General features: G+C 72.5%; 19 protein-coding genes and 1 riboswitch. Of the genes, 8 read left to right on the top strand and 11 right to left on the bottom strand.

Annotation, left to right across the window (positions count from 1 at the left end; genetic code table 11):
* Window positions 1-41: 41 nt before the first annotated feature.
* Complete coding sequence (locus tag BM339_RS34290) at window positions 42-710, bottom strand: TetR/AcrR family transcriptional regulator (RefSeq protein WP_143118721.1); 669 nt, start codon at window positions 708-710, stop codon at window positions 42-44.
* Between the two features lie 110 nt (window positions 711-820).
* Between BM339_RS34290 and BM339_RS34285 the strand changes: the two genes are divergently transcribed.
* The gene (locus tag BM339_RS34285; RefSeq protein ID WP_021597894.1) at window positions 821-1,333 is read left to right on the top strand and encodes an OsmC family protein; all 513 of its coding nucleotides are present in this window, start codon (window positions 821-823) and stop codon (window positions 1,331-1,333) included.
* A gap of 6 nt (window positions 1,334-1,339) precedes the next feature.
* Here BM339_RS34285 and BM339_RS34280 read toward each other — a convergent pair whose 3' ends face one another.
* Entirely contained in the window at window positions 1,340-2,209 is an 870-nt protein-coding gene (locus tag BM339_RS34280) for a hypothetical protein (RefSeq protein ID WP_075023561.1), read from the bottom strand.
* Between the two features lie 471 nt (window positions 2,210-2,680).
* Window positions 2,681-2,822: riboswitch (cyclic di-AMP (ydaO/yuaA leader) on the top strand.
* Window positions 2,823-2,831: 9 nt separating this feature from the next.
* Between BM339_RS34280 and BM339_RS34275 the strand changes: the two genes are divergently transcribed.
* The 3 genes from BM339_RS34275 to BM339_RS34265 all read left to right on the top strand — a co-directional run bounded on the left by BM339_RS34275 (window position 2,832) and on the right by BM339_RS34265 (window position 6,867).
* Window positions 2,832-3,500, top strand: a complete 669-nt coding sequence (locus tag BM339_RS34275) for an NlpC/P60 family protein (protein ID WP_021597896.1) — start codon at window positions 2,832-2,834, stop codon at window positions 3,498-3,500.
* 185 nt (window positions 3,501-3,685) lie between these two features.
* Entirely contained in the window at window positions 3,686-6,205 is a 2,520-nt protein-coding gene (locus tag BM339_RS34270; protein WP_075023560.1) for a sensor histidine kinase, read from the top strand.
* Window positions 6,202-6,867: a response regulator gene (locus BM339_RS34265; RefSeq protein WP_075023559.1), complete on the top strand. Its 666-nt coding sequence runs from the start codon at window positions 6,202-6,204 to the stop codon at window positions 6,865-6,867. The genes BM339_RS34270 and BM339_RS34265 overlap by 4 nt, the downstream gene beginning before the upstream one ends.
* On the opposite strand, the gene BM339_RS34260 is transcribed toward BM339_RS34265, so the two are convergent.
* From BM339_RS34260 to BM339_RS34225, 8 genes are all read right to left on the bottom strand, one after another.
* On the bottom strand, window positions 6,864-7,748 hold the full coding sequence (locus tag BM339_RS34260) for a potassium-transporting ATPase subunit C (protein ID WP_075023558.1): 885 nt from the start codon (window positions 7,746-7,748) through the stop codon (window positions 6,864-6,866). The two genes, BM339_RS34265 and BM339_RS34260, sit on opposite strands and share 4 nt — an antisense overlap.
* A gap of 1 nt (window position 7,749) precedes the next feature.
* Window positions 7,750-9,921 carry a potassium-transporting ATPase subunit KdpB gene (gene kdpB, locus BM339_RS34255; protein ID WP_075023557.1) on the bottom strand — a complete coding sequence of 724 codons (2,172 nt, stop codon included), beginning with the start codon at window positions 9,919-9,921 and terminating at the stop codon, window positions 7,750-7,752.
* On the bottom strand, window positions 9,918-11,582 hold the full coding sequence (kdpA, locus tag BM339_RS34250; RefSeq protein ID WP_075023556.1) for a potassium-transporting ATPase subunit KdpA: 1,665 nt from the start codon (window positions 11,580-11,582) through the stop codon (window positions 9,918-9,920). Before kdpA ends, kdpB begins: the two co-directional genes overlap by 4 nt.
* The gene (gene kdpF, locus BM339_RS51885) at window positions 11,583-11,672 is read right to left on the bottom strand and encodes a K(+)-transporting ATPase subunit F (RefSeq protein WP_111832165.1); all 90 of its coding nucleotides are present in this window, start codon (window positions 11,670-11,672) and stop codon (window positions 11,583-11,585) included.
* Between the two features lie 239 nt (window positions 11,673-11,911).
* The gene (locus BM339_RS34240) at window positions 11,912-13,105 is read right to left on the bottom strand and encodes an RNA polymerase sigma factor (protein ID WP_075023555.1); all 1,194 of its coding nucleotides are present in this window, start codon (window positions 13,103-13,105) and stop codon (window positions 11,912-11,914) included.
* Entirely contained in the window at window positions 13,105-13,443 is a 339-nt protein-coding gene (locus BM339_RS34235) for a YciI family protein (RefSeq protein WP_075023554.1), read from the bottom strand. Before BM339_RS34235 ends, BM339_RS34240 begins: the two co-directional genes overlap by 1 nt.
* 11 nt (window positions 13,444-13,454) lie before the next feature.
* Entirely contained in the window at window positions 13,455-13,853 is a 399-nt protein-coding gene (locus tag BM339_RS34230) for a VOC family protein (RefSeq protein WP_021597899.1), read from the bottom strand.
* 82 nt (window positions 13,854-13,935) lie between these two features.
* On the bottom strand, window positions 13,936-14,736 hold the full coding sequence (locus BM339_RS34225; RefSeq protein ID WP_075023553.1) for an SAM-dependent methyltransferase: 801 nt from the start codon (window positions 14,734-14,736) through the stop codon (window positions 13,936-13,938).
* Window positions 14,737-14,786: 50 nt separating this feature from the next.
* Here BM339_RS34225 and BM339_RS50290 point away from each other — a divergent pair, with 50 nt between their 5' ends.
* The 4 genes from BM339_RS50290 (at window position 14,787) to BM339_RS34205 (ending at window position 18,300) form a co-directional block, all read left to right on the top strand.
* Complete coding sequence (locus BM339_RS50290; protein ID WP_075023552.1) at window positions 14,787-15,167, top strand: YchJ family protein; 381 nt, start codon at window positions 14,787-14,789, stop codon at window positions 15,165-15,167.
* Window positions 15,168-15,278: 111 nt separating this feature from the next.
* The gene (locus BM339_RS34215; protein WP_021597902.1) at window positions 15,279-15,935 is read left to right on the top strand and encodes a hypothetical protein; all 657 of its coding nucleotides are present in this window, start codon (window positions 15,279-15,281) and stop codon (window positions 15,933-15,935) included.
* Between the two features lie 11 nt (window positions 15,936-15,946).
* Window positions 15,947-16,795 carry an RNA polymerase sigma factor SigJ gene (gene sigJ / locus BM339_RS34210; protein WP_256255588.1) on the top strand — a complete coding sequence of 283 codons (849 nt, stop codon included), beginning with the start codon at window positions 15,947-15,949 and terminating at the stop codon, window positions 16,793-16,795.
* Window positions 16,796-17,184: 389 nt separating this feature from the next.
* The gene (locus tag BM339_RS34205; RefSeq protein ID WP_075023551.1) at window positions 17,185-18,300 is read left to right on the top strand and encodes an NAD(P)/FAD-dependent oxidoreductase; all 1,116 of its coding nucleotides are present in this window, start codon (window positions 17,185-17,187) and stop codon (window positions 18,298-18,300) included.
* A 62-nt stretch (window positions 18,301-18,362) separates the two neighbouring features.
* Here the strand turns inward: BM339_RS34205 and BM339_RS34200 are convergent, their stop codons facing one another.
* Window positions 18,363-19,808, bottom strand: a complete 1,446-nt coding sequence (locus BM339_RS34200) for an MFS transporter (protein ID WP_075023550.1) — start codon at window positions 19,806-19,808, stop codon at window positions 18,363-18,365.
* Window positions 19,809-19,854: the final 46 nt, after the last annotated feature.

Below are 19,854 nucleotides of genomic sequence, written 5' to 3'. Positions count from 1 at the left end.
TACAGTGACTGTAATCTCCATGCCCACTGTACCCGGAGGGATCACGGGTCGTGGGGGCCGGTCGCGAAGTCGTCCAGTCCGTGCGCGAGGAGGGCGAACGCCTGCTCGGCGGCCCCGACCACCTGGGGGCCGTACTCGGCCGGCGGGCGGCCGGACAGCGCGCCGCGGCGGAACGCGTCGATCGCGGCGCGGTGCACGGACACCAGGGCGTCCGCGGCGATCCGCGGCCGGAGGTCGCCGGGGGCGCAGCGCTGGTCGGCGGCGATGGCGGCGGCGAGCCGGTCGGCGTACCGGGCCAGGATGGCCTGCTCGCGGGCACGGAGCGTCTCGCTGTCGGCGACGAGCGCCGCCAGGGTCCGGAGCCGCGCCTGAGCGTCCGGGTCGGTCGGCATCGTGGCGTACCGGGCCAGCAGGAAGTCGCGGACCGCGCCGAGGACCGAGCCGTCTCCCCGGTCTTGGACGGCCGCCACCAGCGCCGCCTCGAACCGGGTGTCGTGGCTGTAGACCAGGTCTTCTTTGGAGGCGAAGTGGTTGAAGACCGTCTTCTCGGTCACGCCGGCGGCGCGCGCGACCTCGGAGACCGGGACGGCGTGGAATCCGTGCTCCGCGAACAGTTCCATCGCCGCGGCGGCGATCCGCTCCCTGGTCTCGCGCTTGCGTGCCGCCCGCACCCCTTCCTCGGCCACGTCCGCCACCTCTCGGATCTTCACTACAGGCACTGTAGCCAGGCGTGCCGCAGGACCGGCGCCGCAGGGATGAGCATGGGTCCGGCGGCGCGGGCATCATCCAAGGGAGGCAGTGCCGACGGGACGAGGACGTCATGAAGAGCCGGGAACTGAAGGATCTGCAGCGGCCGCTCAAGGACCGGTACCGGGAGGACCCCGAGTCGGCGGTCGTGACCCTCCGCGCGTCGGGTGCGCTGGACGAGGGCATCGCCTGCTCGGTGGAGACGGGACGCGCGCTCGCGGTGGCCGGCCTGCACCCGGCCGCCGGAGGGGACGGCACCGCGCTCTGCTCCGGCGACATGCTCCTGGAAGCGCTGGTCGCCTGCGCGGGCGTGACGTTGCGCTCGGTCGCGACCGCCCTGGACATCGACGTCCGCGGCGGGACGGTCCGCGCCGAGGGCGACCTGGACTTCCGCGGGACGCTCGCCGTGGACAGGGAGGCTCCGGTCGGGTTCCGGGCGATCCGCCTCCGCTTCGACCTCGACACGGACGCCGCGGAGGATCAACTGGACACGCTCCTGCGCCTCACCGAGCGCTACTGCGTCGTCCTGCAGACGCTGTCGTCCTCGCCGCGGCTCTCGGTCACCTCGGGGACGGCGCCGGGCTGAGCCGTCTCACAGAGGCGGGGCCCAGCCTGGCGCCAGACGCCGCAGGGTGCCGAGGTCGCCGCTGAGGACGTCGGCGTAGGGGATGACGAAGTCGCCGTTGGGGTGCCATCCGTCGAACTGCACGCCCATGACCCGGCCCGGCAAGAAGGGGGCGGCGGGCCCGCTGTTCAGCGGGGCCTGCGGCAGGTTGTCCTGGTCGTAGTGCGGCGCGTAGCGGACCTCGGCGCCCCAGCCGGGCCTGGCCTCGTCCGTCCCGAAGACGACCCAGTGGTCGGTGAGGACCTGGGCGCCCAGGTCGGGCACGGCCCCGGTGTGGCAGTCGATCGCGGGCAGCGCGAACCGGTCGGGGTCGTGTGGGGAATACCACATGAGCAGCGGGTTCGCCGCCAGCGCCCCCCGGTTGTCGAAGCAGCACAGCGCCACCGCGTAACCCGGGTACATGGCCGCGTAGAAGTCGAACAGCGGACGGTTGGCCGGGATCCGCTTGTGCGGCGGAACCTGCTCCAGGGCGTCGGGGATCAGCGTCGGGTCGGTGGCGAGCACGACGGTGTAGACGTCGTGGTCGAAGACCTGGACCGGCGGCGGCCCGGCCGCCTGGGGAGCGGCCCCGTAGGCGCCCGCCGGTCCCCGCGAGACCGGGCGGAGGGTGTCCACCATGTCCCGCAGGATGCGGGGGCACCGGCTCGTGTCGATGAAGTTCGCCTGCGTCATGCCCGCGGCGGGCAGATGCAGCAGCATCGCGTTCGGGCCGGGCGCGAGGTTCTGCGCGGTGTTCTGGTAGCCGAGGACGTGCACCCGGCCGTGCTCGGCATGGTTTCGCAGCCCGTGGTACAGGATCGTGCCGGTGAATCTGGCCGGCGCCGCCGCAACGCACATGCCGCCACCCTCCCACGAATCGACCCGCACCCGTTCACACCCGGCGCCGGGCCGCCGGAACGCCCGCCGGCGGGGCGCTGAGGCCCAGTTCCAGCCCGCTGACCTGCGGTGGGGTGATTTGATGCGGTTTGCCTTTCCTTGGGGTTGCATGTAGCTTCTCGCTCATCAAGGCGCCCGCCAGGCGCTTTCGACCAGCGTGTCCCTCTGGACACGCGGGCCTCACCCGGCACCGCCGGGAGGCCGGCGGCGCGATCCACGCGTCGCCTCGCGTCAGCCCGATGCGTCGCACGGGTCCCCCACGGGCCCGTCCTCGCGCCGACCATGCGCACGCCGGAGCGTGCAGGCGCCGAGAGCACGCCGGGACGAGACGCCCATCGCGGCCCCGGCCCCCGGGGCCTCGCCACATCACGCGCCGCTCTTTCGCGCACGGGACGACAGGGTCCCGTGGACGGGCCCGAGCGCCCAAGGATCGCAGCGGCAACGCCGAGTCCGCCATCGCGCGGAGCCGGGGACCCACCACGCACTGGGGTGAATCGGCCTGCCCCGCAGGCCGTAGGGCGACTTCCACGTCCGAACCCGTCAGCTAACCCGGTAGGCGGCATGGAAGCCAAGGAGCCCCCCTGTGACAGGCAAGCACTGCAAGTACCGTGGCCCCCTGGGCCTGACCCCCCGCGCCGCCGGCGCCCTCGTCGGCCTCGCCGTCTTCGGCGGCGTGGCCGCGACGACGGCGCACGCGGCGGTGTCGCCCGCCTCGGGCGGCGACGACAAGGCGGCGGCCGTCACGGCCAACGTCGTGAAGGACGCGCCCGCCGCGAAGAAGCCGGCGGCGAAGAAGGCCCCCGCGGAGAAGGCCGCCGCCGACTCCGGCGGCGAGAAGATCGACGCCCGCTCGAAGGTCATCTCCCGGGCCAGGTCGTGGCAGCCGCACTCCGACGACCGGGTCCCCTACAGCCAGGTCAGGACCCACGAGGGCTACCGGGCCGACTGCTCGGGCTTCGTCTCGATGGCGCTGGGGCTGCCCAAGCCGGGCCAGAACACCGTCGGCCTGACGTCGTCGAAGTACACCAAGCGCATCAAGATGTCCGAGCTCAAGAAGGGCGACCTCGTCATGGACGCGGAGGGGACCAACACGACCCGCCACGTCGTCATCTTCGAGAAGTGGGCCAACAGCAAGCACACGGCCTACTGGGCGTTCGAGCAGCGCGGCCGGTACGGCACCGACTACCGGACGCGCGACTACGGCCTGGACTCGGGCAGCGAGTACAAGGCCTACCGTCCAACGAACCTCTGACCTGCAAGCGTCTACCCGGCCGGGCACGTCCCCGGCCGGGTCTTCGCGTATGAGATGCGTGAAGGACGAGCCCACCGGCGTATGAAACCCGTCAAGACGGGACGGCCGGGTACCGGCCGGACGTTGTCTTCGAGATGATGCCACCGGCAGGGACCAGGGCATCGGCCCTGGGGAAGGATGGGGGCATGGCCAGGGGGCAGCTCCGCGTCTACCTGGGCGCCGCACCCGGGGTCGGCAAGACCTACGCGATGCTGGCGGAAGCCCGGCGCCGGCGCGAGCGGGGCACCGACGTGGTGGCCGGGTACGTCGAGACGCACGACCGGCCGCGGACCGAGGCGCTGCTGGACGGCCTCGAATCCGTCCCGCGCCGCACCCTGGCCTACCGCGGGGCCGAGTTCACCGAGCTGGACACCGCGCGGGTGATCGCCCGCGCCCCGGCGGTCGTGCTGGTGGACGAGCTGGCGCACACGAACGTCCCGGGCAGCGGGCATCCCAAGCGCTGGCAGGACGTCGAGGACATCCTGGACGCGGGGATCGACGTCATCTCGACCGTGAACGTCCAGCATCTGGAGTCGGTCAACGACGTCGTCGAGCGGATCACCGGCGTGGCGCAGCGGGAGACCGTCCCGGACGAGGTGGTGCGCCGCGCCGGTCAGGTCGAGCTGGTCGACATGGCGCCGGAGGCGCTGCGGCGGCGGATGGCGCACGGCAACGTCTACCGGCCGGAGAAGGTCGACGCGGCGCTGTCCAACTACTTCCGGGTCGGCAACCTGACGGCGCTGCGGGAGCTCGCGCTGCTGTGGCTGGCCGGCAAGGTGGACGACCAGCTGGACCGGTACCGGGCGGACCACGGCATCGGCGGGACGTGGGAGGCCCGCGAGCGGATCGTCGTCGCGCTGACCGGCGGGCCCGAGGGCGACACGCTGCTGCGCCGCGCCACCCGCATCGCGGCGCGTTCGAAGGGGTCGGACCTGCTCGCCGTGCACGTGGCCCCCGGGGACGGCCTGGCCGGGGCGCGGCCGGAGGACCTGGCGCGGCAGCGGCAGATCGTGGAGGGCCTCGGCGGCACCTACCACCAGGTCGTCGGCGACGACGTGCCGCGGGCGCTGCTGGACTTCGCGCGGGGCGCGAACGCGACGCAGCTCGTCCTCGGCGTGTCGCGGCGGGGGCGGTTCGCGCAGCTGCTGCGCCCCGGGATCGGGGTGACGACGACCGCGCGGTCCGGCCCGATCGACGTGCACATGGTCACGCACGACCAGGCGCGGCGCGGCGTCGTCCGGCAGGGCCGGGAGCGGGGGCTGTCGGTGAGCCGGCGGCTGTCGGGGTTCCTGCTGGCCGCGGCCGGGCTGCCGCTGCTGACGTTCGGGCTGCTGGAGGCCCGTCCCGCGATCTCGCTGCCGTCCGACATCCTGTTCTTCCTCGCGGCGGTCGTCGCGATCGCGCTGGTCGGCGGGATGTGGCCCGCGCTCGTCACGGCCGTCGCCGGGTTCGTGCTGCTCAATTGGTTCTTCACCCCGCCCGTGCACCGGCTGACCGTCGCCGAGCAGGAGAACCTGCTGGCGCTGGCCGTGTTCGTCCTGGTCGGGATCGGAGTGAGCGCGGTGGTGGACCGCGCCGCGCGACGTTCCCGGGAGGCGGCGCGGCTGGGCGCGGAGGCGGAGGTGCTGTCCACGCTGGCGGGCGACGTCCTGCGCGGCGAGCACGCCCTGGACGCGGTGCTCGGGCGCCTTCGCGAGACCTTCGGGCTCGCGTCGGTCACGCTGCTGGAGCGTCCGGCGCCCGGGGACGGCTGGCGGATCGTCGCGACCGTCGGCGGCCGGCCGTGCGCCGCGCCCGGTGAGGGCGACGCGGAGATCCCGGTCGGGGCGGATCTCACGCTCGCGGTCCGGGGGCGTCCGATGCCCGCCGGGGACCGGCGCGTCCTGGAGGCGTTCGCGGTGCAGGCGGCGGGCGCGCTGCGCCAGCAGCGGCTCCGGGCCGAGGCGGAGCGGGCGCGCCCGCTGGAGGCCGCCGACCGGATGCGCACGGCCCTGCTCAACGCGGTCAGCCACGACCTGCGCACGCCGCTGGCCTCCGCGAAGGCCGCCGTCGACAGCCTCGGCGGCACCTCGGTCGCCTGGACGGACGAGGAGCGCGCCGAACTGCTCGACACCGCCCGGCAGTCGCTCGACCGGCTCGACCGGCTGGTGGCGAACCTGCTCGACATGAGCCGCCTGCAGGCGGGCGTCCTCGGCATCGCGGCGCGCCCCCTGGCGCTGGACGAGGTCGTGCCGCGCGCCCTGGACGACATCGGCGGCGGCGAGGTGTCGTGCGAGGTGTCGGTCCGGCTGGACGCCGGCCTGCCCGAGGTCGCCGCGGACCCGGCCCTGCTGGAACGCGTCCTGGTCAACGTGATCGCCAACGCGCTGCGGCACAGCCCGCCGGGCGAGCCCGTGCTGATCACCGCGGGCCCGATCCGCGACCGGGTCGAGCTGCGGATCGCGGACCGCGGCCCCGGCATACCGCCCGGCGAGCGGGAGCTGGCGTTCCTGCCGTTCCAGCGCCTCGGCGACCGGGACAACCGGAGCGGCGTCGGGCTCGGCCTCGCGCTGGCGCGCGGGCTGACGGAGGCGATGGGCGGCGAGCTGGTCCCCGAGGACACCCCGGGCGGCGGCCTCACGATGATCGTCTCGCTGCCCGTCCACCGGCGGAAGGAAGCGCGATGACCCGGGTCCTCGTCGTCGACGACGAACCGCAGCTGCTCCGGGCGTTGCGGATCAACCTACGTGCCCGCGGCCACGAGGTGGAGGTCGCCTCCGACGGCACCACCGCGCTGCGCCGGGCCGGCTCGTGGCCGCCCGACCTGGTCGTCCTCGACCTGGGGCTGCCCGATCTGGACGGCATCGAGGTGATCCACGGGCTGCGCGGCTGGACCGGGGTCCCGATCATCGTGCTGTCGGGCCGGGCGGGCAGCCACGACAAGGTGGAGGCGCTGGAGGCGGGCGCGGACGACTACGTCACCAAGCCGTTCGACATCGAGGAGCTGGTCGCCCGCATCCGCGCGGTCTCCCGCCGGGTGCCGGCGACCGAGCCGGTCACGCCCGTCGATGTGGGCGAGCACACCGTCGATCTGGCCGCGAAGACCGTGACGGGCGGAGTGCGGCTGACGCCCACCGAATGGCGGCTTCTGGACGTCCTGCTCCGCAATCCCGGCAAGCTCGTCGCGCAGCAGCAGCTGCTCACCACCGTGTGGGGTCCCGCGTACAAGAGCGAGACGCACTACCTGCGCCAGTACATGGCCCAGTTGCGCCGCAAGCTCGAAAAGGACCCGGCCCACCCCCGGCACCTGCTGACGGAACCGGGGATGGGCTACCGCTTCCTGCCCTAGCGGGCCGGATACTCGCGGTCGAGGGCGATGTTCAGCTTGAGGACGTTGACGGCCGGTTCACCCAGGAAGCCGAGGGGCCGGCCTTGCCGTCCGATCAGCTTCCTCACCTGTGCGGGCGAGACCCCGCGCGCCCGGGCGACCCGGTCGACCTGGACGGCGGCGTAGGCCGGGGAGATGTCCGGGTCCAGGCCGCTGCCACTGGCGGTCACGGCGTCCGGCGGGACGGCCGGGTCGGCGGGCGCGCCGCCCCTGATCGGGACGACCAGGCCCTTGGCGTAGTCCTCGCCGCATCGGGCCGGCTCGACCCTCACTCCTTTGTAGGACGCGATGAACGGGGTCCTCACCGCGCCCTGCTCCTCGTTGAGGCTGACGACGCGGACGGGGCGCGGGACCGTTCCGTCCGCGGCGCGGGGCCCGAAGACCGCCAGGACCGCGCCGACCCCGCCCGGTGTGCAGAACGGGCGGGCACCGCTGACGCCGTTGAACTCGCCGACGGCCTTGCTGCGCTCGCAGACCTGGGTGAGCAGGCTCTTCTTCCCCGAACCGGCGCGTTGAGGGTCGGGCAGCGTGTCGACGACGTCCTCCGGGCCGAGGTTGCTCGCCCCGGAAACCGCCGGATCGTACCCGCCGCTGGACGGACGGCTCTGGAAGTACCGCCTGAGCGGATTCCCCTCCCGGTCGGTGAACGACTGGCCGATCAGGGCACTGCCGGCCGTCCGCCCGTCCTGCGTGACGACCGAGCCGTCGGCGCGGTCCTTCAGACCGGGCAGCCGTCCGGTCGCGTAGACGGTTAGCGGGTACGCGACCCCGAGGATCGCGGTGAGGACGAGCAGCGCCCGCACGGCGGCCAGGTGCACTCGAAGCCAGCTTGAACAGCGCATGTCACGACATCCCCGGAAGGAACTGAACGAACAGGTCGATGATCGTGATGCCGGCGAACGGCGCGAGCAGCCCGCCGAGCCCGTAGACGGCGAGATTGCGCGACAGCAGCCGGGACGCGCCGCCGGGCCGGTACGGCACCCCGCGCAGCGCCAGCGGGATCAGCGCGACGATCACCAGGGCGTTGAAGACGACCGCGGACAGGACGGCCGACTGCGGGCTGTGCAGCCGCATGACGTTCAGCGCGTCCAGCCCCGGGTACAGGCCCGCGAAGAGCGCGGGGATGATCGCGAAGTACTTGGCGATGTCGTTGGCGATCGAGAACGTGGTCAGCGCGCCGCGCGTGATGAGCAGCTGCTTGCCGATCCCCACGATCTCGATGAGCTTGGTCGGGTCGGAGTCGAGGTCGACCATGTTGCCGGCCTCCTTGGCCGCGGACGTGCCGGTGTTCATCGCCACCCCGACGTCGGCCCGCGCGAGGGCGGGCGCGTCGTTGGTGCCGTCCCCGGTCATCGCGACGAGCCGGCCGCCCTCCTGCTCCCGCCTGATCAGCGCGAGCTTGTCCTCCGGGCGGGCCTCGGCGAGGACGTCGTCCACGCCGGCCTCGTCCGCGATCGCCTTCGCGGTCAGCGGGTTGTCGCCGGTGATCATCACGGTGCGGATGCCCATCCGGCGCATCTCGCCGAACCGCTCCCGCATGCCCGGTTTCACCACGTCCTTGAGGTGGACGACGCCGAGGACGCGCGCGGTGCCGTCCGCCCGCTCGCCCACGACGAGCGGGGTTCCACCGGACGCCGAGATCCCGTCCACGATCCGGGCCAGACCGGGTGGGACATCACCGCCGTGCGCCCGCACCCAATCCGCGACCGCGCCGGCCGCGCCCTTGCGAAGCGACCTGGCGGCTCCTCCGGGGGGTGTGGGTCGTCCTCCCGCAGGGGCGCACCTCGCGCCGTCCAGGTCCACGCCGCTCATCCGGGTCTGCGCGGTGAACGGCACCCAGGTGGCGTGGGACAGCTCGCCCGGCGCGCGTTCCCGCAGGCCGTAGCGCTGCTTGGCGAAGACGACGACCGACCGCCCCTCCGGGGTCTCGTCGGCGAGGCTCGCCAGCTGCGCCGCGTCGGCCAGTTCGTCCTCCGCGGTGCCCTCGACCGGGACGAACCCGGCGGCCTGGCGGTCCCCGAGCGTGATCGTGCCGGTCTTGTCGAGCAGCAGCGTGCCGACGTCGCCCGCCGCCTCGACCGCGCGCCCGCTCATCGCGAGCACGTTGCGCTGGACGAGCCGGTCCATCCCGGCGATGCCGATCGCCGACAGCAGCGCCCCGATCGTCGTCGGGATCAGGCAGACCAGCAGGGACACCAGCACGATGCCGGTCACGCCGCCGGTGCCGAGGGCGGGGGAGCCTGGAACGCCCGGGTTGACTTCCCTGGCGTAGATCGCCATCGGCTGCAGCGTCGCGACCGCCAGCAGGAACACGATGGTGAGCGCGGCGAGCAGGATGCTGAGCGCGATCTCGTTGGGCGTCTTCTGCCGGCTCGCGCCCTCCACGAGCGCGATCATCCGGTCGACGAACGACCGGCCCGGCTCCTGGGTGATCTCGACGACGATCCGGTCGGACAGCACCTTCGTGCCGCCGGTCACCGCGGACCGGTCGCCGCCCGACTCGCGGATCACCGGGGCGGACTCCCCGGTGATGGCCGACTCGTCCACGCTGGCGATGCCCTCGATCACGTCGCCGTCGCCCGGGACGACCTCCCCGGCCTCGACCACCACGTGATCGCCCTTCCGCAGCTCGGACGCCGGGATCCGCTCCTCGGGGGCGCCCGTGCGGCCGGGGGTCCAGGCGGTGAGGCGGCGCGCGACGGCGTCCGTCCTGGCCCTGCGCAGCGAGTCGGCCTGCGCCCTGCCACGCCCCTCCGCCACCGCCTCGGCCAGGTTCGCGAAGATCACGGTGAGCCAGAGCCAGCCGCTGATCAGCCACCCGAACACGCTCGGGTCCGCGGCCGCCAGGACGGTCGTCCACAGGGCGCCGATCTCGACGACGAGCATGACGGGGTTGCGCCACAGCGTGCGCGGGTCGAGCTTGCGGCACGCGTCCGGCAGCGCGTCGAGCAGGCGCGCCGGGCCGAGCGGCGCGCCGGCGGACGGGCGCGAAGGCGACGCCGCCTGCGTCGTCATGAGTGGATCCCTTCGGCGAGCGGGCCGAGCGCGAGCGCGGGCAGGAACGTGAGCGCCACCAGGACGACGGTGACACCGGCGACCATCCCGACGAACTGCGGCCGGTGGGTCGGCAGCGTCCCGGCCGACGCGGGGACGTGCCCCTGCCTCGCCAGCGCCCCGGCCAGGGCGAGGACGAAGACGATCGGCAGGAACCGCCCGAGCGCCATGCATAGCCCGAGCGCCGTGTCGTAGAAGACCGTGCTCGCGGTCAGCCCCGCGAACGCCGACCCGTTGTTGTTGGACGCCGACGTGAACGCGTACAGCACCTCGCTGAAGCCGTGCGGGCCGCGGTTGAGCATGCCGGCGCGTCCGGCGGGCGTCGCCATCGCGGCGGCCGTCCCCGTCAGGACGAGAAGCGGCGTGATCAGGAAGTACATCGCCGCGAACTTGATCTCGCGGGAGCCGATCCTCTTGCCGAGGTACTCGGGCGTGCGGCCGACCATCAGGCCGGCGACGAACACGGTGATCACGGCCAGGACGAGCATCCCGTAGAGACCGGATCCGGTGCCGCCGGGCGCGACCTCGCCGAGCATCATGTTGAGCAGCGTCACCATGCCGCCGAGGCTCGTGAAGGAGTCGTGGGCGGAGTCGACGGCGCCGGTGGACGTCAGCGTGGTCGCGCCGGCGAACGTCGCCGAGTTCGCGACGCCGAACCGCGTCTCCACCCCTTCCATGGACGCACCCGCGGCCATCGGGACGGTGCCGTGGTGCATCAGCTGGAAGGCGGTGACCAGCGTGACGCTGACGAGCGCGATCAAGCCCATCACCGCGAGGATCGCGTAGCCCTGCCGGTTCTGCCGCGCCATCCGGCCGAACGTCCGGCACAGCGCGAAGGGGATCGCCAGCATCAGCAGGATCTCCAGCCAGTTCGTCCAGGCCGTGGGGTTCTCGAACGGGTGGGCCGAGTTGGCGTTGTAGAAGCCGCCGCCGTTGGTGCCGAGTTCCTTGATCGCCTCCTGGCTCGCCACCGGCCCGCCGGGGATCCACTGGCGGGCCCCGACGAGCGTGTCGGCGGAACGGCCGTCACCGAAGTTCTGCACGACCCCGCCCGCGATCAGCACGACCGCGGCGGCGAACGCCAGGGGCAGCAGGATCCGGAGGCATGTCCGGGTCACGTCCACCCAGAAGTTGCCGAGGCGGCCGGTCCTGTTCCGCGTGAAACCGCGGATCAGCGCGACGGCGACGCACATGCCGACGGCCGCGGACACGAAGTTCTGCACCGCGAGCCCCGTCATCTGCACCAGATGGCCCATCGTCGACTCGCCCGCGTACGACTGCCAGTTGGTGTTGGTGACGAAGCTGACTGCGGTGTTCCATGCCTGGTCGGGCCGCACCGGGTCGCGTCCCAGGCTCAGCGCCAGATCGCCCTGGAGCCGCTGCAGCCCGTAGAGGAAGAGGACGCCGGCCATCGAGAAGGCCAGCACACTGCGGGCGTAGACACCCCAGGTCTGCTCACCGTCCGGGTCGGCGCCCACGGCGCGGTACACGACCCGTTCCACCCGGCTGTGGCCGGGACGGCTGTAGACGCGATACATGTAGTCGCCCAATGGCCGATAAACGACGGCCAGGGCGACGATGAGGGACCCTACGAAAAGGATCCCCGCGAAGGTCGTGATCATTCAGAAACGCTCCGGGAACAACAGCGCGACGACGAGGAAAAGGACCAGCGCCACCGCCAGGACGAGCCCTACGGCGTTCTCCGCGGTCACAGCCTCTCCACGCCCTTCACCAGCAGGCCGAGCAGGACGAACACCGCCACTGTCAGCATCACGAAGACCACGTCGCTCACGTACGTCCACCCCAGTCGGATTTCCGGTTTCGGCGGGCACGGTCTGCAATTCTTGAAACCCGCCTATAAGGCACACGATATGGACGTGTTCCGGCTACGGAGCCTTCAGCTACGCGATATTGACACCGTGACCGCCGATCCTGACGCAGGACCTACGCGTCACGTCCAGGCGAGGCGTTGGCTGAGGAGCGCCTGCTGCGCGGGATTGCCGGTGAGCGCGAGGGCGCGGCGGTCGGCCGCGTGCGCTTCGCGGCGGCGGCCCAGGTCGCGCAGCAGTTCGGCGCGGGTGGCGTGGTAGAGGTGGTGGCCGTCGAGGGCCTTCGCGAGCGGGGCGAGCTCGTCCAGCGCCGCCGCGGAACCATGGACGTACCGGACGGCGATGGCCCGGTGCAGGCGGACGATCGGTGTGCCCGTCATGTGCACGAGGATGTCGTAGAGGACGAGGATCTGGTCCCAGTCGGTGTCGTCCCAGGTGGGAGCCTCGGCATGGCACGCGACGATCGCCGCCTGGATCTGGTACGGGCCAGGGGCGCGCATCGCGGCGGCGCGCTCGATCAGCCGTCCGGCCTCCTTGACCGCGTCGTGGTCCCACTTGGCGCGGTCCTGGTCGCGCAGGAGGACGAGGCGGCCCTCGTCGTCGAAACGGGCGGCGGTGCGCGCCTGGTGGAGCCGGAAGAGCGCGAGCAGGCCGAGGACCTCCGGGCGGCGCGGCATCAGCCAGGCGAGCTGCTCCGCGAGCCACCGCGCCTCCTCCGCCAGGTCGCGGGCGTGGCCGCGGTCGCCGCGGCTCGTCAGGTACCCCTCGTTGAACAGCAGGTACACCACGGCCAGCACCTGGCCCACCCGCTCGTCCAGCTCGTCCTGCGCCGGGATCCGGTACGGGATACCCGCGTCGGTGATCTTGCGCTTGGCGCGGGTGATGCGCTGCCCGACGGTCGCCTCCGGGACGAGGAACGCGGCGGCGATCTGCCCGGTCGTCAGCCCGCACACCGTCCGCAGCGTCAGCGCGACCTGGGCCGCGACGGGCAGCGCCGGATGGCAGCAGGTGAAGATCAGCTTGAGCCGGTCGTCCGGCTCGCCCGGCACCGGCCACTGGAGCCGGGCCAGCTTGTCGCGGTAGGCGGCCTGGCGCCGCAGCAGGTCGATGCCGCGGCGGCGGGCCGTGGTGAGCAGCCAGGCGTCCGGATGCTCCGGGACGCCCTCCTGCGGCCAGCGCCGCAGCGCGGTCTCGACGGCGTCCTGCATGACGTCCTCCGCCGCGGCGAAGTCGCCGAGGACCCGGACCAGGCAGGCGGTGAGCCGGCCCGCGTGCTCGCGCAGCACGCGGGCCAGCTCGGCGTGCGCCGGGTCCATCAGGTCAGCGGGCGGATCTCGATCAGCGGGCACGCGGGCCAGGTGCGGGCGATGGCCAGCGCCTCGTCCAGATCGGCGACCTCCACCTCGGCGTATCCGCTGACGACCTCCTTGCCCTCGACGAACGGGCCGTCGGTGAGGACCGCCTCTCCCCCGTCCAGGAGCATGGTGGTGGCGGTGTGCGCGGGCTGGAGGTGCCCGTGATGGGTGATCGTGTCGGAGTGCCGCGCGAACCATTCCGCGACCTGCTCGTAGGACGCCTGGCGCTCGCCCTCGGTCATGTCGGCCAGCTCTTTGGCGAACTTCTCGGTCTCGACGAACATCAGCACGTACTTCATCGGTCTCCCCCTCATCCGGCGGGCAGCGGAGCGTACAGGTCGACGCCGTTGCCGTCCGGGTCGAGGACGGTGGCGTACCGCATCCCCCAGAACGCGTCCCACGGCTCCTTGGCACCGGTGTACCCGGCCGCGGTCATCTCGGCGTACGCGGCGTCCACGTCCGCCGGGCTCGCCGCCTGGAAGGCGAGGAACGTCCGGGGCCCGCCGGACGGCGGCGTCCAGCCATCGACCGTGGGCCCCCGGAACTTCTCGGTGTCGAGCATCAGCTGCAGCCCTCCGGGCAGGGCGCAGTCCGCGTGGTCGGGGTAGGACGCGTCCACGGTGAACTCCAGCCCGAGACGGCGGTAGAAGGCGACGGCGGCGTCCATGTCGGACACCACGATGTCGATCGTGTTCATCGTCAGATCCATGGCGTGCTCCTTTCAAGGGCCGACACCCCCTAGACGATCGGGAGACGCCCGGATCCGACATGCCGCGGAAATTACCCCGCCGTCAGGGCTTGCGGCCGAGACCGCAGGCCGCGTCCACCTCGGGCGGCACGCCGAACGGGGTGGGCCCGGGCCGCCACCGGGACGTCGAGACGACGCCCGGTTCGAGCAGGTCGAGGCCCTCGAAGAAGCCCTCGATCTGCTCCGGGGTGCGCACGACATAGGGGGTCGAGCCCTGCTCCGTGGCGATCCGGATGCCCTCCTCACGGCCCTTCGCGTCCAGCACGCCGGTGCCGTCGTTGAAGGCCAGGAAACTGCCCGGGGCGAGCGCGCCGAGGAGGCGGCGGACGACGGCGTACGCCTCCCCGTCGTCCACGACGTTGCCCATGATGCCGAACATGATCAGGGCGACCGGCCGGGAGAGGTCGAGGGTGCGGGCCGCCTCCGCGAGGATCCGGTCCGGGTCGCGCACGTCGCACTGGATGTAGTCGGTCCTCCCCTCCTGGCGTCCGACCAGCAGCGCCCGCGCGTGGACGAGGACGAGCGGGTCGTTGTCGACGTAGACCACGCGCGCCTCGGGCGCGACGCGCTGCGCGACCTCGTGGGTGTTGTCGTGGGTGGGCAGCCCGGTGCCGATGTCGAGGAACTGCCGGACGCCCTCCTCCTCGACGAGGTGGCGGACCATGCGGCCCAGGCAGGCCCGGGAATGCCGGGCGATGTCCCCGATGGAGGGGAAGGCCGCGGCGGCCTGGTCGCCGACCACCTTGTCGATCTCGTAGTAGTCCTTGCCGCCGATCCAGTAGTTCCACATGCGGGCGGGATGCGGCCGGGAAGTGTCGATCTCGGGTGGCTCCTGTGCGGACATGGCGCTCATCGTGGCCGCGCCCACCCCGCGCCGCAAGGCAGAATTCGGATGTGGCCAAGAGATGTTTCTGCGGTGTCGGCGCACGGTACCGGGATTGTTGCGGACGGTTGCACCGGGGCGAGGCGTCCGCCGAAACCGCCGGCGAATTGATGCGGTCGCGGTTCAGCGCGTTCGCGGTACAGGACGAGTCCTACCTGCTGAGCACCTGGCATCCCGCCACCCGCCCGGAGCGGATCGGGTTCGACGACGGAACGCGCTGGACGCGGCTGGAGATCGTCCGGGAAGAGGCGGGCGGACCGGACGACGACAGGGGCGTCGTCGAATTCCGCGCCCATTACCTGGCGGGATCCGAGCCGGGAGAACTGCACGAGGTCAGCAGATTCGTCCGCCATGACGGCCTCTGGACCTACGTCAGGGGAAAAGTGACCTGACGATCCCCCGCGCGGGTAGGCCGGTTCGGTCGCGCGGGGGAGGAACGGCCTCCCCACCACTGCGAACGTTGTGGAAAGCGGACGACGGACGTCCGCGGAAAGGGGATCCACATGTCGCGGAAAAGGCGCGTCCTGATCACCGGAGTCGCCCTGCTCGGCGCCGCCGGAGCGATCGGGACCGGCAGTGCGATGGCGCAGGACAACGGCGCGAGGGCACCCAAGGAAGCCCATGTGACGGGCGACGCGTGGGTGACGTTCCCGGGTGACAAGGAGTACCCGTACCGGCGCTTCATCGTGGACGCGCACGGCGGGCCGTGGAAGTTCGTCGACGGGAAGATGGTCATGGGAGCCGCCCGCGGAACGGTCAAGTTCGACCATTTCTCGCCGGACGAGCCCGGCGGCCCGTCCCAGCACCACTGGGGCGAGATCAAGGTCGACTACGTCATGGCGTCCGGGCCGGTCGCGGTCGTGTCCGGAATCCGGGTCTCGGGCGCCCACGAGGTCCCGCCGAACCAGAAACGCGCGAACCTGACCTTCTACCAGTCGCCGCGCGGGCACAAGCACGACCGGATGGGCTTCTCCTGGGGCGTCGTGTTCCCGCAGTGCCAGCAGATGGGCAGCGGTCCGGCGCCGTTCAGCCCGGCCAGTTCCGGCCCATTCGGCAAATGGCTGAAGGGGTACACGGTGAAGGACGCGCCGCTGGAGATCCCCTCCGGCGGCTTCCAGCCGCCGGACTTCCCGCCCGACTGCTCGTTCGCCGACGAGTAGGCTCCGCCTACGTGGACGACCTGGACTGGGAGGCGCACCGCCCGGCGGTGTTCGGCGCCGCGTACCGGCTGCTCGGCAGCGTGGCCGAGGCCGAGGACGTCGTCCAGGACGTCTGGCTCCGCGCCTCCGCAGCCGACCGCTCGGCCGTCGCCGACCCCCGCGCGTGGCTGGTGACCATCGCGGCCAGGCTCGCGTACAACGTCCTGAAATCAGCCCGCGTACGGCGCGAGCGCTACCCCGGGCCGTGGCTGCCGGAACCCCTCCCGACCGGCCCGGACGCGTCCGAACGCGTGATCGTGGACGACTCGATCGGCACCGCGATGCTGCTGGTGATGGATGAGCTGACACCGCCGGAGCGGGTCGCGTTCGTCCTGCACGACGTGTTCGAGGTCCCGTTCGCCCAGGTCGCGGAGGTGCTCGGCAACTCGGCGGCGGCCTCGCGCAAGCTCGCGTCCCGCGCCCGCAAGCGGGTCGCGGACGCCCGCGGCGAGCACCCGAGGTCGAGCCGCGCGGAACGCGAACGCGTCCTCACCGCGTTCCGCGCGGCCACCGAGCGCGGCGACCTCGCCCGCCTCGTCGAACTCCTGCACCCGGACGCCGTCTACGTGGCGGACGGCGGCGGCAAGGTCGTCGCGTCCCGCCGCCCGGTCGTCGGAGCCGACCGCGTCGCCCGCCTGCTCGCCCACGTCACCACCCACTACCGGGTCGAACGCATCGAGCCCATCGAAATCAACGGCGAACCGGCCCTGGCCGCCCACCGCGACGGCCGCATCATCTGGATCGACACCCTAGAAATCCAAAACGGCCGCATAACGAAGTACCACCGCCTAGCCAACCCCGAAAAGCTAACCCACCTCTAACCCACCCACCCAGACCAGCAGGACGCCAATACTCTCTGGCCCCCAGCCGCCGAGGCCCCAGCACACCGCAAGAACCGCGCCGGCCCCACCACCGATAGTCACTGGCCCCCTACAACCACCTCACCAAGCAGCGCACCCAGCACCACACGCCCTCGACCCCTTCGGTGCCGCTTTCGCCTGCCCAGCGCCTCCAACCAGGCCGCACACGACAGCCACCTATCAACCTTTCGCGGCGCCACCTTCGCCCGTCCACCGGGCCCTCACCCCAGGGTCGGGCGGCAGCGGACGTGGACGGGGGCTGAGGTAGGGCGTCGAGCCCGCGGGCGTTCGGTCACATGTGCGGGGCGTGTCTTGTCTTCCTGGCGCGAACCGAGATGAGGGAGACGGACATGTCGCATGTTGTGATCGTGGGCGGTGGTTTCGCCGGGGTGTGGAGCGCCGCCGCGGCGGCCCGGGTGCGGGGCTCGGAAGACCTGCGCATCACGCTGGTCGCGCCCGGAAAGGACCTCGTGCTGCGCCCCCGCCTCTACGAGCCGGAGCCCGCACGCGCGACGGTCGCGCTGAAGCGGATCCTGGAACCGGTGGGCGTCGAGCACGTCCGCGCGGTGGTCCAGGACATCGACGTGGACGGCCGCGTGGTGATCGCCGACGGCCGCCCGATCGAGTACGACCGGCTCGTCCTCGCCGCGGGCAGCCACCTCGTCCGGCCGGACATTCCGGGCGCCGAGCGGCTGTTCGACGTGGACACGCTGGAGGGCGCCCAGCGGCTCCGCGGCCACCTGCGCGGCCGGGACGGCTACACGGCCGTCGTGGTCGGCGCCGGTTTCGCCGGCCTGGAGGTCGCCACGGAACTCGCCGGGCGGGGCCGCGTCGTCCTCGTCGAGAAGGCCTCCGAAGTGGCCCCCGACCTCGGCCTCGGCCCGCGCCCGGCGATCGAGGTGGCGCTGGACCGGCTCGGCATCGAGCGGCGCCTGGGCGCCACCGTGGCCGAAGTCCTGGACGGCGGCGCGGTACTGGCCGACGGCTCCCGGATCCCGGCGGACGCCGTCGTGTGGACGGCGGGCCTGGAAGCGAGCCCGCTCACGTCCCACATTCCCGGCGAGCGCGACCACCTGGGCCGCCTGGAGGTCGACGCGCACCTGCGCGCCCACCCGCACGTCTTCGCCGCCGGCGACGTCGCCGCCGCCCGCGCGGACCAGGACCACTGGACGGTGCAGAGCTGCCAGCACGCGACCCCGATGGGCAAGACGGCCGGACACAACGCAGCGGCCGACCTCCTGGGCGTCCCGCTGGTCGACTTCGCCCCCGCGCCCTACGTCACCGACGTGGACCTGGGCGCCGCCGGCGCCGTCTACACCCGCGGCTGGGACCGCCGCATCGCCCTGTCCGGCGCGGAGGGCAAGTGGGTCAAGCGCTGGCTCATGGACGTCATCCACCCACCCGTGGACGACGCCCCCACGATCCTCGCCCACGCAGGCATGATCACAACCCCCATCCCCTTCTGACACTGGACGCCGTCCAGCATGTCGGCACGGCGATCCTCACACCCGTGGGGCTCGCCGTGCCGTCAGCGTCCGGCCACCGTCGAGCTGAGCGGAAACCGCATCGATGCCTTGAGCCGCCACGCGCACCGCACCAGCAGGACCACCAGCAGGACGGGGGCGACGAAGACGGCGGCGCGCAGAGTGGTGAGGTCGGCGAGCGTCCCGAGAGCGAGCGGGGCCACGCCGATCGCCACCCCGGACGCGAGCGCGCACCGCGCGGCGGCCCGCACCGGCTGGGACTCCCACGCGGCCAGCGCCTGCCCCAGGATCACCGGGTAGAGCAGCGCCACACCGAGCCCGGTGACCAGCAGCCCGGCGACCGCGACGGGTGCCGGCGACGTCCAGAGGATCGCGAACCCGCCGATGCCGACCAGCGCCGCGAACGCGAGCAGCCGGTCGGGCCGTCCCCCGAACCTCACGGCCGGCCCCGCCACGGCTCGCCCGACCGCCATGCCCAGCACGAAGGCCGCCGACAACGTCGTCGCCGTCCCGGCCCCGAACTCCTTCACCGACCGCAAGAAGTCCGCCGCCCAGAACACCATGCAGAACTCCACCCCCACCGCCAGCACAAGATCAACCCACCGCCCCCAAAACCCCCACAGAACACCCCAACCACCGACCACCCCATCGCCGACCGGAACGCTCAGAACGGCAGGCCCGCGGGAGACAACAGACCCGCTGGGAACGGCAGGATCACCGGGGACGGCAGGCCCGCGGGAGACAGCAGACCCGCTGGGAACGGCAGGGTCACTGGGGACGGCGGGAGCGGGGACGGTGGGGTCGGTGGGGGCAGCCGTGGGGTTGATGATGGGGGCGGGAGATCCTTCAGGTGTAGCAGGTTTGTTGGGGACGGTGGGAGCGGTGGGGTTTGTGGACGGGGCAGCGGTTCGGGTTAGGGGAAGGAGGATGGTGACGGCCAGGAGAGCTGGGGGGATGGCGAAGGCGGCGCGCCAGCCGAGGTTGTGGGCGAGGGTGACGCCGATGATGACCGGGGAGAGGACGGACGCGGCGCTGGAGACGGCGTTGGCCTGACCGATCTGGATCGTTCCATCGCCTTGGTGTGCCGCGCGCAGAGCCGCCGGGACGAGTTGGACGAGGCCCGCGCCACCGAGGCCGAGGACCAGGGCGCCGGCTGCCGTTCCGAGACGTCCACCGCCGGCGGCCAGCAGCGCGGCGCCGCCGACGAGGGCGGTCAAGGCCGTCGGCAATGCGTACCGTCCGAGCCGCTCCGCGAGGCGGTGGCCCACCAGGCCGACCACGACGAGGCCGAGCGCGAAGGCCGAAGGGTAGAGGGCGGCCTCGGCTCGCGGCAGCCCTCGCTCCTCGCGCAACTCGGGCAGGACGGCACCGAGCGCGGTGAGCAGGTAGCCGAGGCACCCGAACGTGCCATAGAGCGCGAGTGTTCCCCGTCCGGACGAGGCGGGGGCGGTTGCCGCGGCGGGCGCCCGGTCCGTGTCGGCAGAGTCCATCGTCGCACGCCTCCCGGAATATGCTCGTGCAACGAGGATAATCGCC

Origin of the sequence: Actinomadura madurae (genome assembly GCF_900115095.1) — a bacterium.
In the GTDB taxonomy this organism is placed as follows: Bacteria; Actinomycetota; Actinomycetes; order Streptosporangiales; family Streptosporangiaceae; genus Spirillospora; species Spirillospora madurae.
Note: the sequence above shows the minus strand (reverse complement) of the source record. Positions and strands in the feature narration are given on the sequence as shown.

Excerpts from the sequence above, each read along its gene's own strand:
- BM339_RS34285 (WP_021597894.1), top strand. The coding sequence starts at position 821 with ATGAAGAGCCGGGAACTGAAGGATCTGCAGCGGCCGCTCAAGGACCGG.
- BM339_RS34280 (WP_075023561.1), bottom strand. The coding sequence starts at position 2,209 with ATGTGCGTTGCGGCGGCGCCGGCCAGATTCACCGGCACGATCCTGTAC.
- BM339_RS34270 (WP_075023560.1), top strand. The coding sequence starts at position 3,686 with ATGGCCAGGGGGCAGCTCCGCGTCTACCTGGGCGCCGCACCCGGGGTC.
- BM339_RS34265 (WP_075023559.1), top strand. The coding sequence starts at position 6,202 with ATGACCCGGGTCCTCGTCGTCGACGACGAACCGCAGCTGCTCCGGGCG.
- BM339_RS34260 (WP_075023558.1), bottom strand. The coding sequence starts at position 7,748 with ATGCGCTGTTCAAGCTGGCTTCGAGTGCACCTGGCCGCCGTGCGGGCG.
- kdpB (WP_075023557.1), bottom strand. The coding sequence starts at position 9,921 with ATGACGACGCAGGCGGCGTCGCCTTCGCGCCCGTCCGCCGGCGCGCCG.
- kdpA (WP_075023556.1), bottom strand. The coding sequence starts at position 11,582 with ATGATCACGACCTTCGCGGGGATCCTTTTCGTAGGGTCCCTCATCGTC.
- BM339_RS34240 (WP_075023555.1), bottom strand. The coding sequence starts at position 13,105 with ATGGACCCGGCGCACGCCGAGCTGGCCCGCGTGCTGCGCGAGCACGCG.
- BM339_RS34235 (WP_075023554.1), bottom strand. The coding sequence starts at position 13,443 with ATGAAGTACGTGCTGATGTTCGTCGAGACCGAGAAGTTCGCCAAAGAG.
- BM339_RS34230 (WP_021597899.1), bottom strand. The coding sequence starts at position 13,853 with ATGGATCTGACGATGAACACGATCGACATCGTGGTGTCCGACATGGAC.
- BM339_RS34225 (WP_075023553.1), bottom strand. The coding sequence starts at position 14,736 with ATGTCCGCACAGGAGCCACCCGAGATCGACACTTCCCGGCCGCATCCC.
- BM339_RS34215 (WP_021597902.1), top strand. The coding sequence starts at position 15,279 with ATGTCGCGGAAAAGGCGCGTCCTGATCACCGGAGTCGCCCTGCTCGGC.
- BM339_RS34205 (WP_075023551.1), top strand. The coding sequence starts at position 17,185 with ATGTCGCATGTTGTGATCGTGGGCGGTGGTTTCGCCGGGGTGTGGAGC.
- BM339_RS34200 (WP_075023550.1), bottom strand. The coding sequence starts at position 19,808 with ATGGACTCTGCCGACACGGACCGGGCGCCCGCCGCGGCAACCGCCCCC.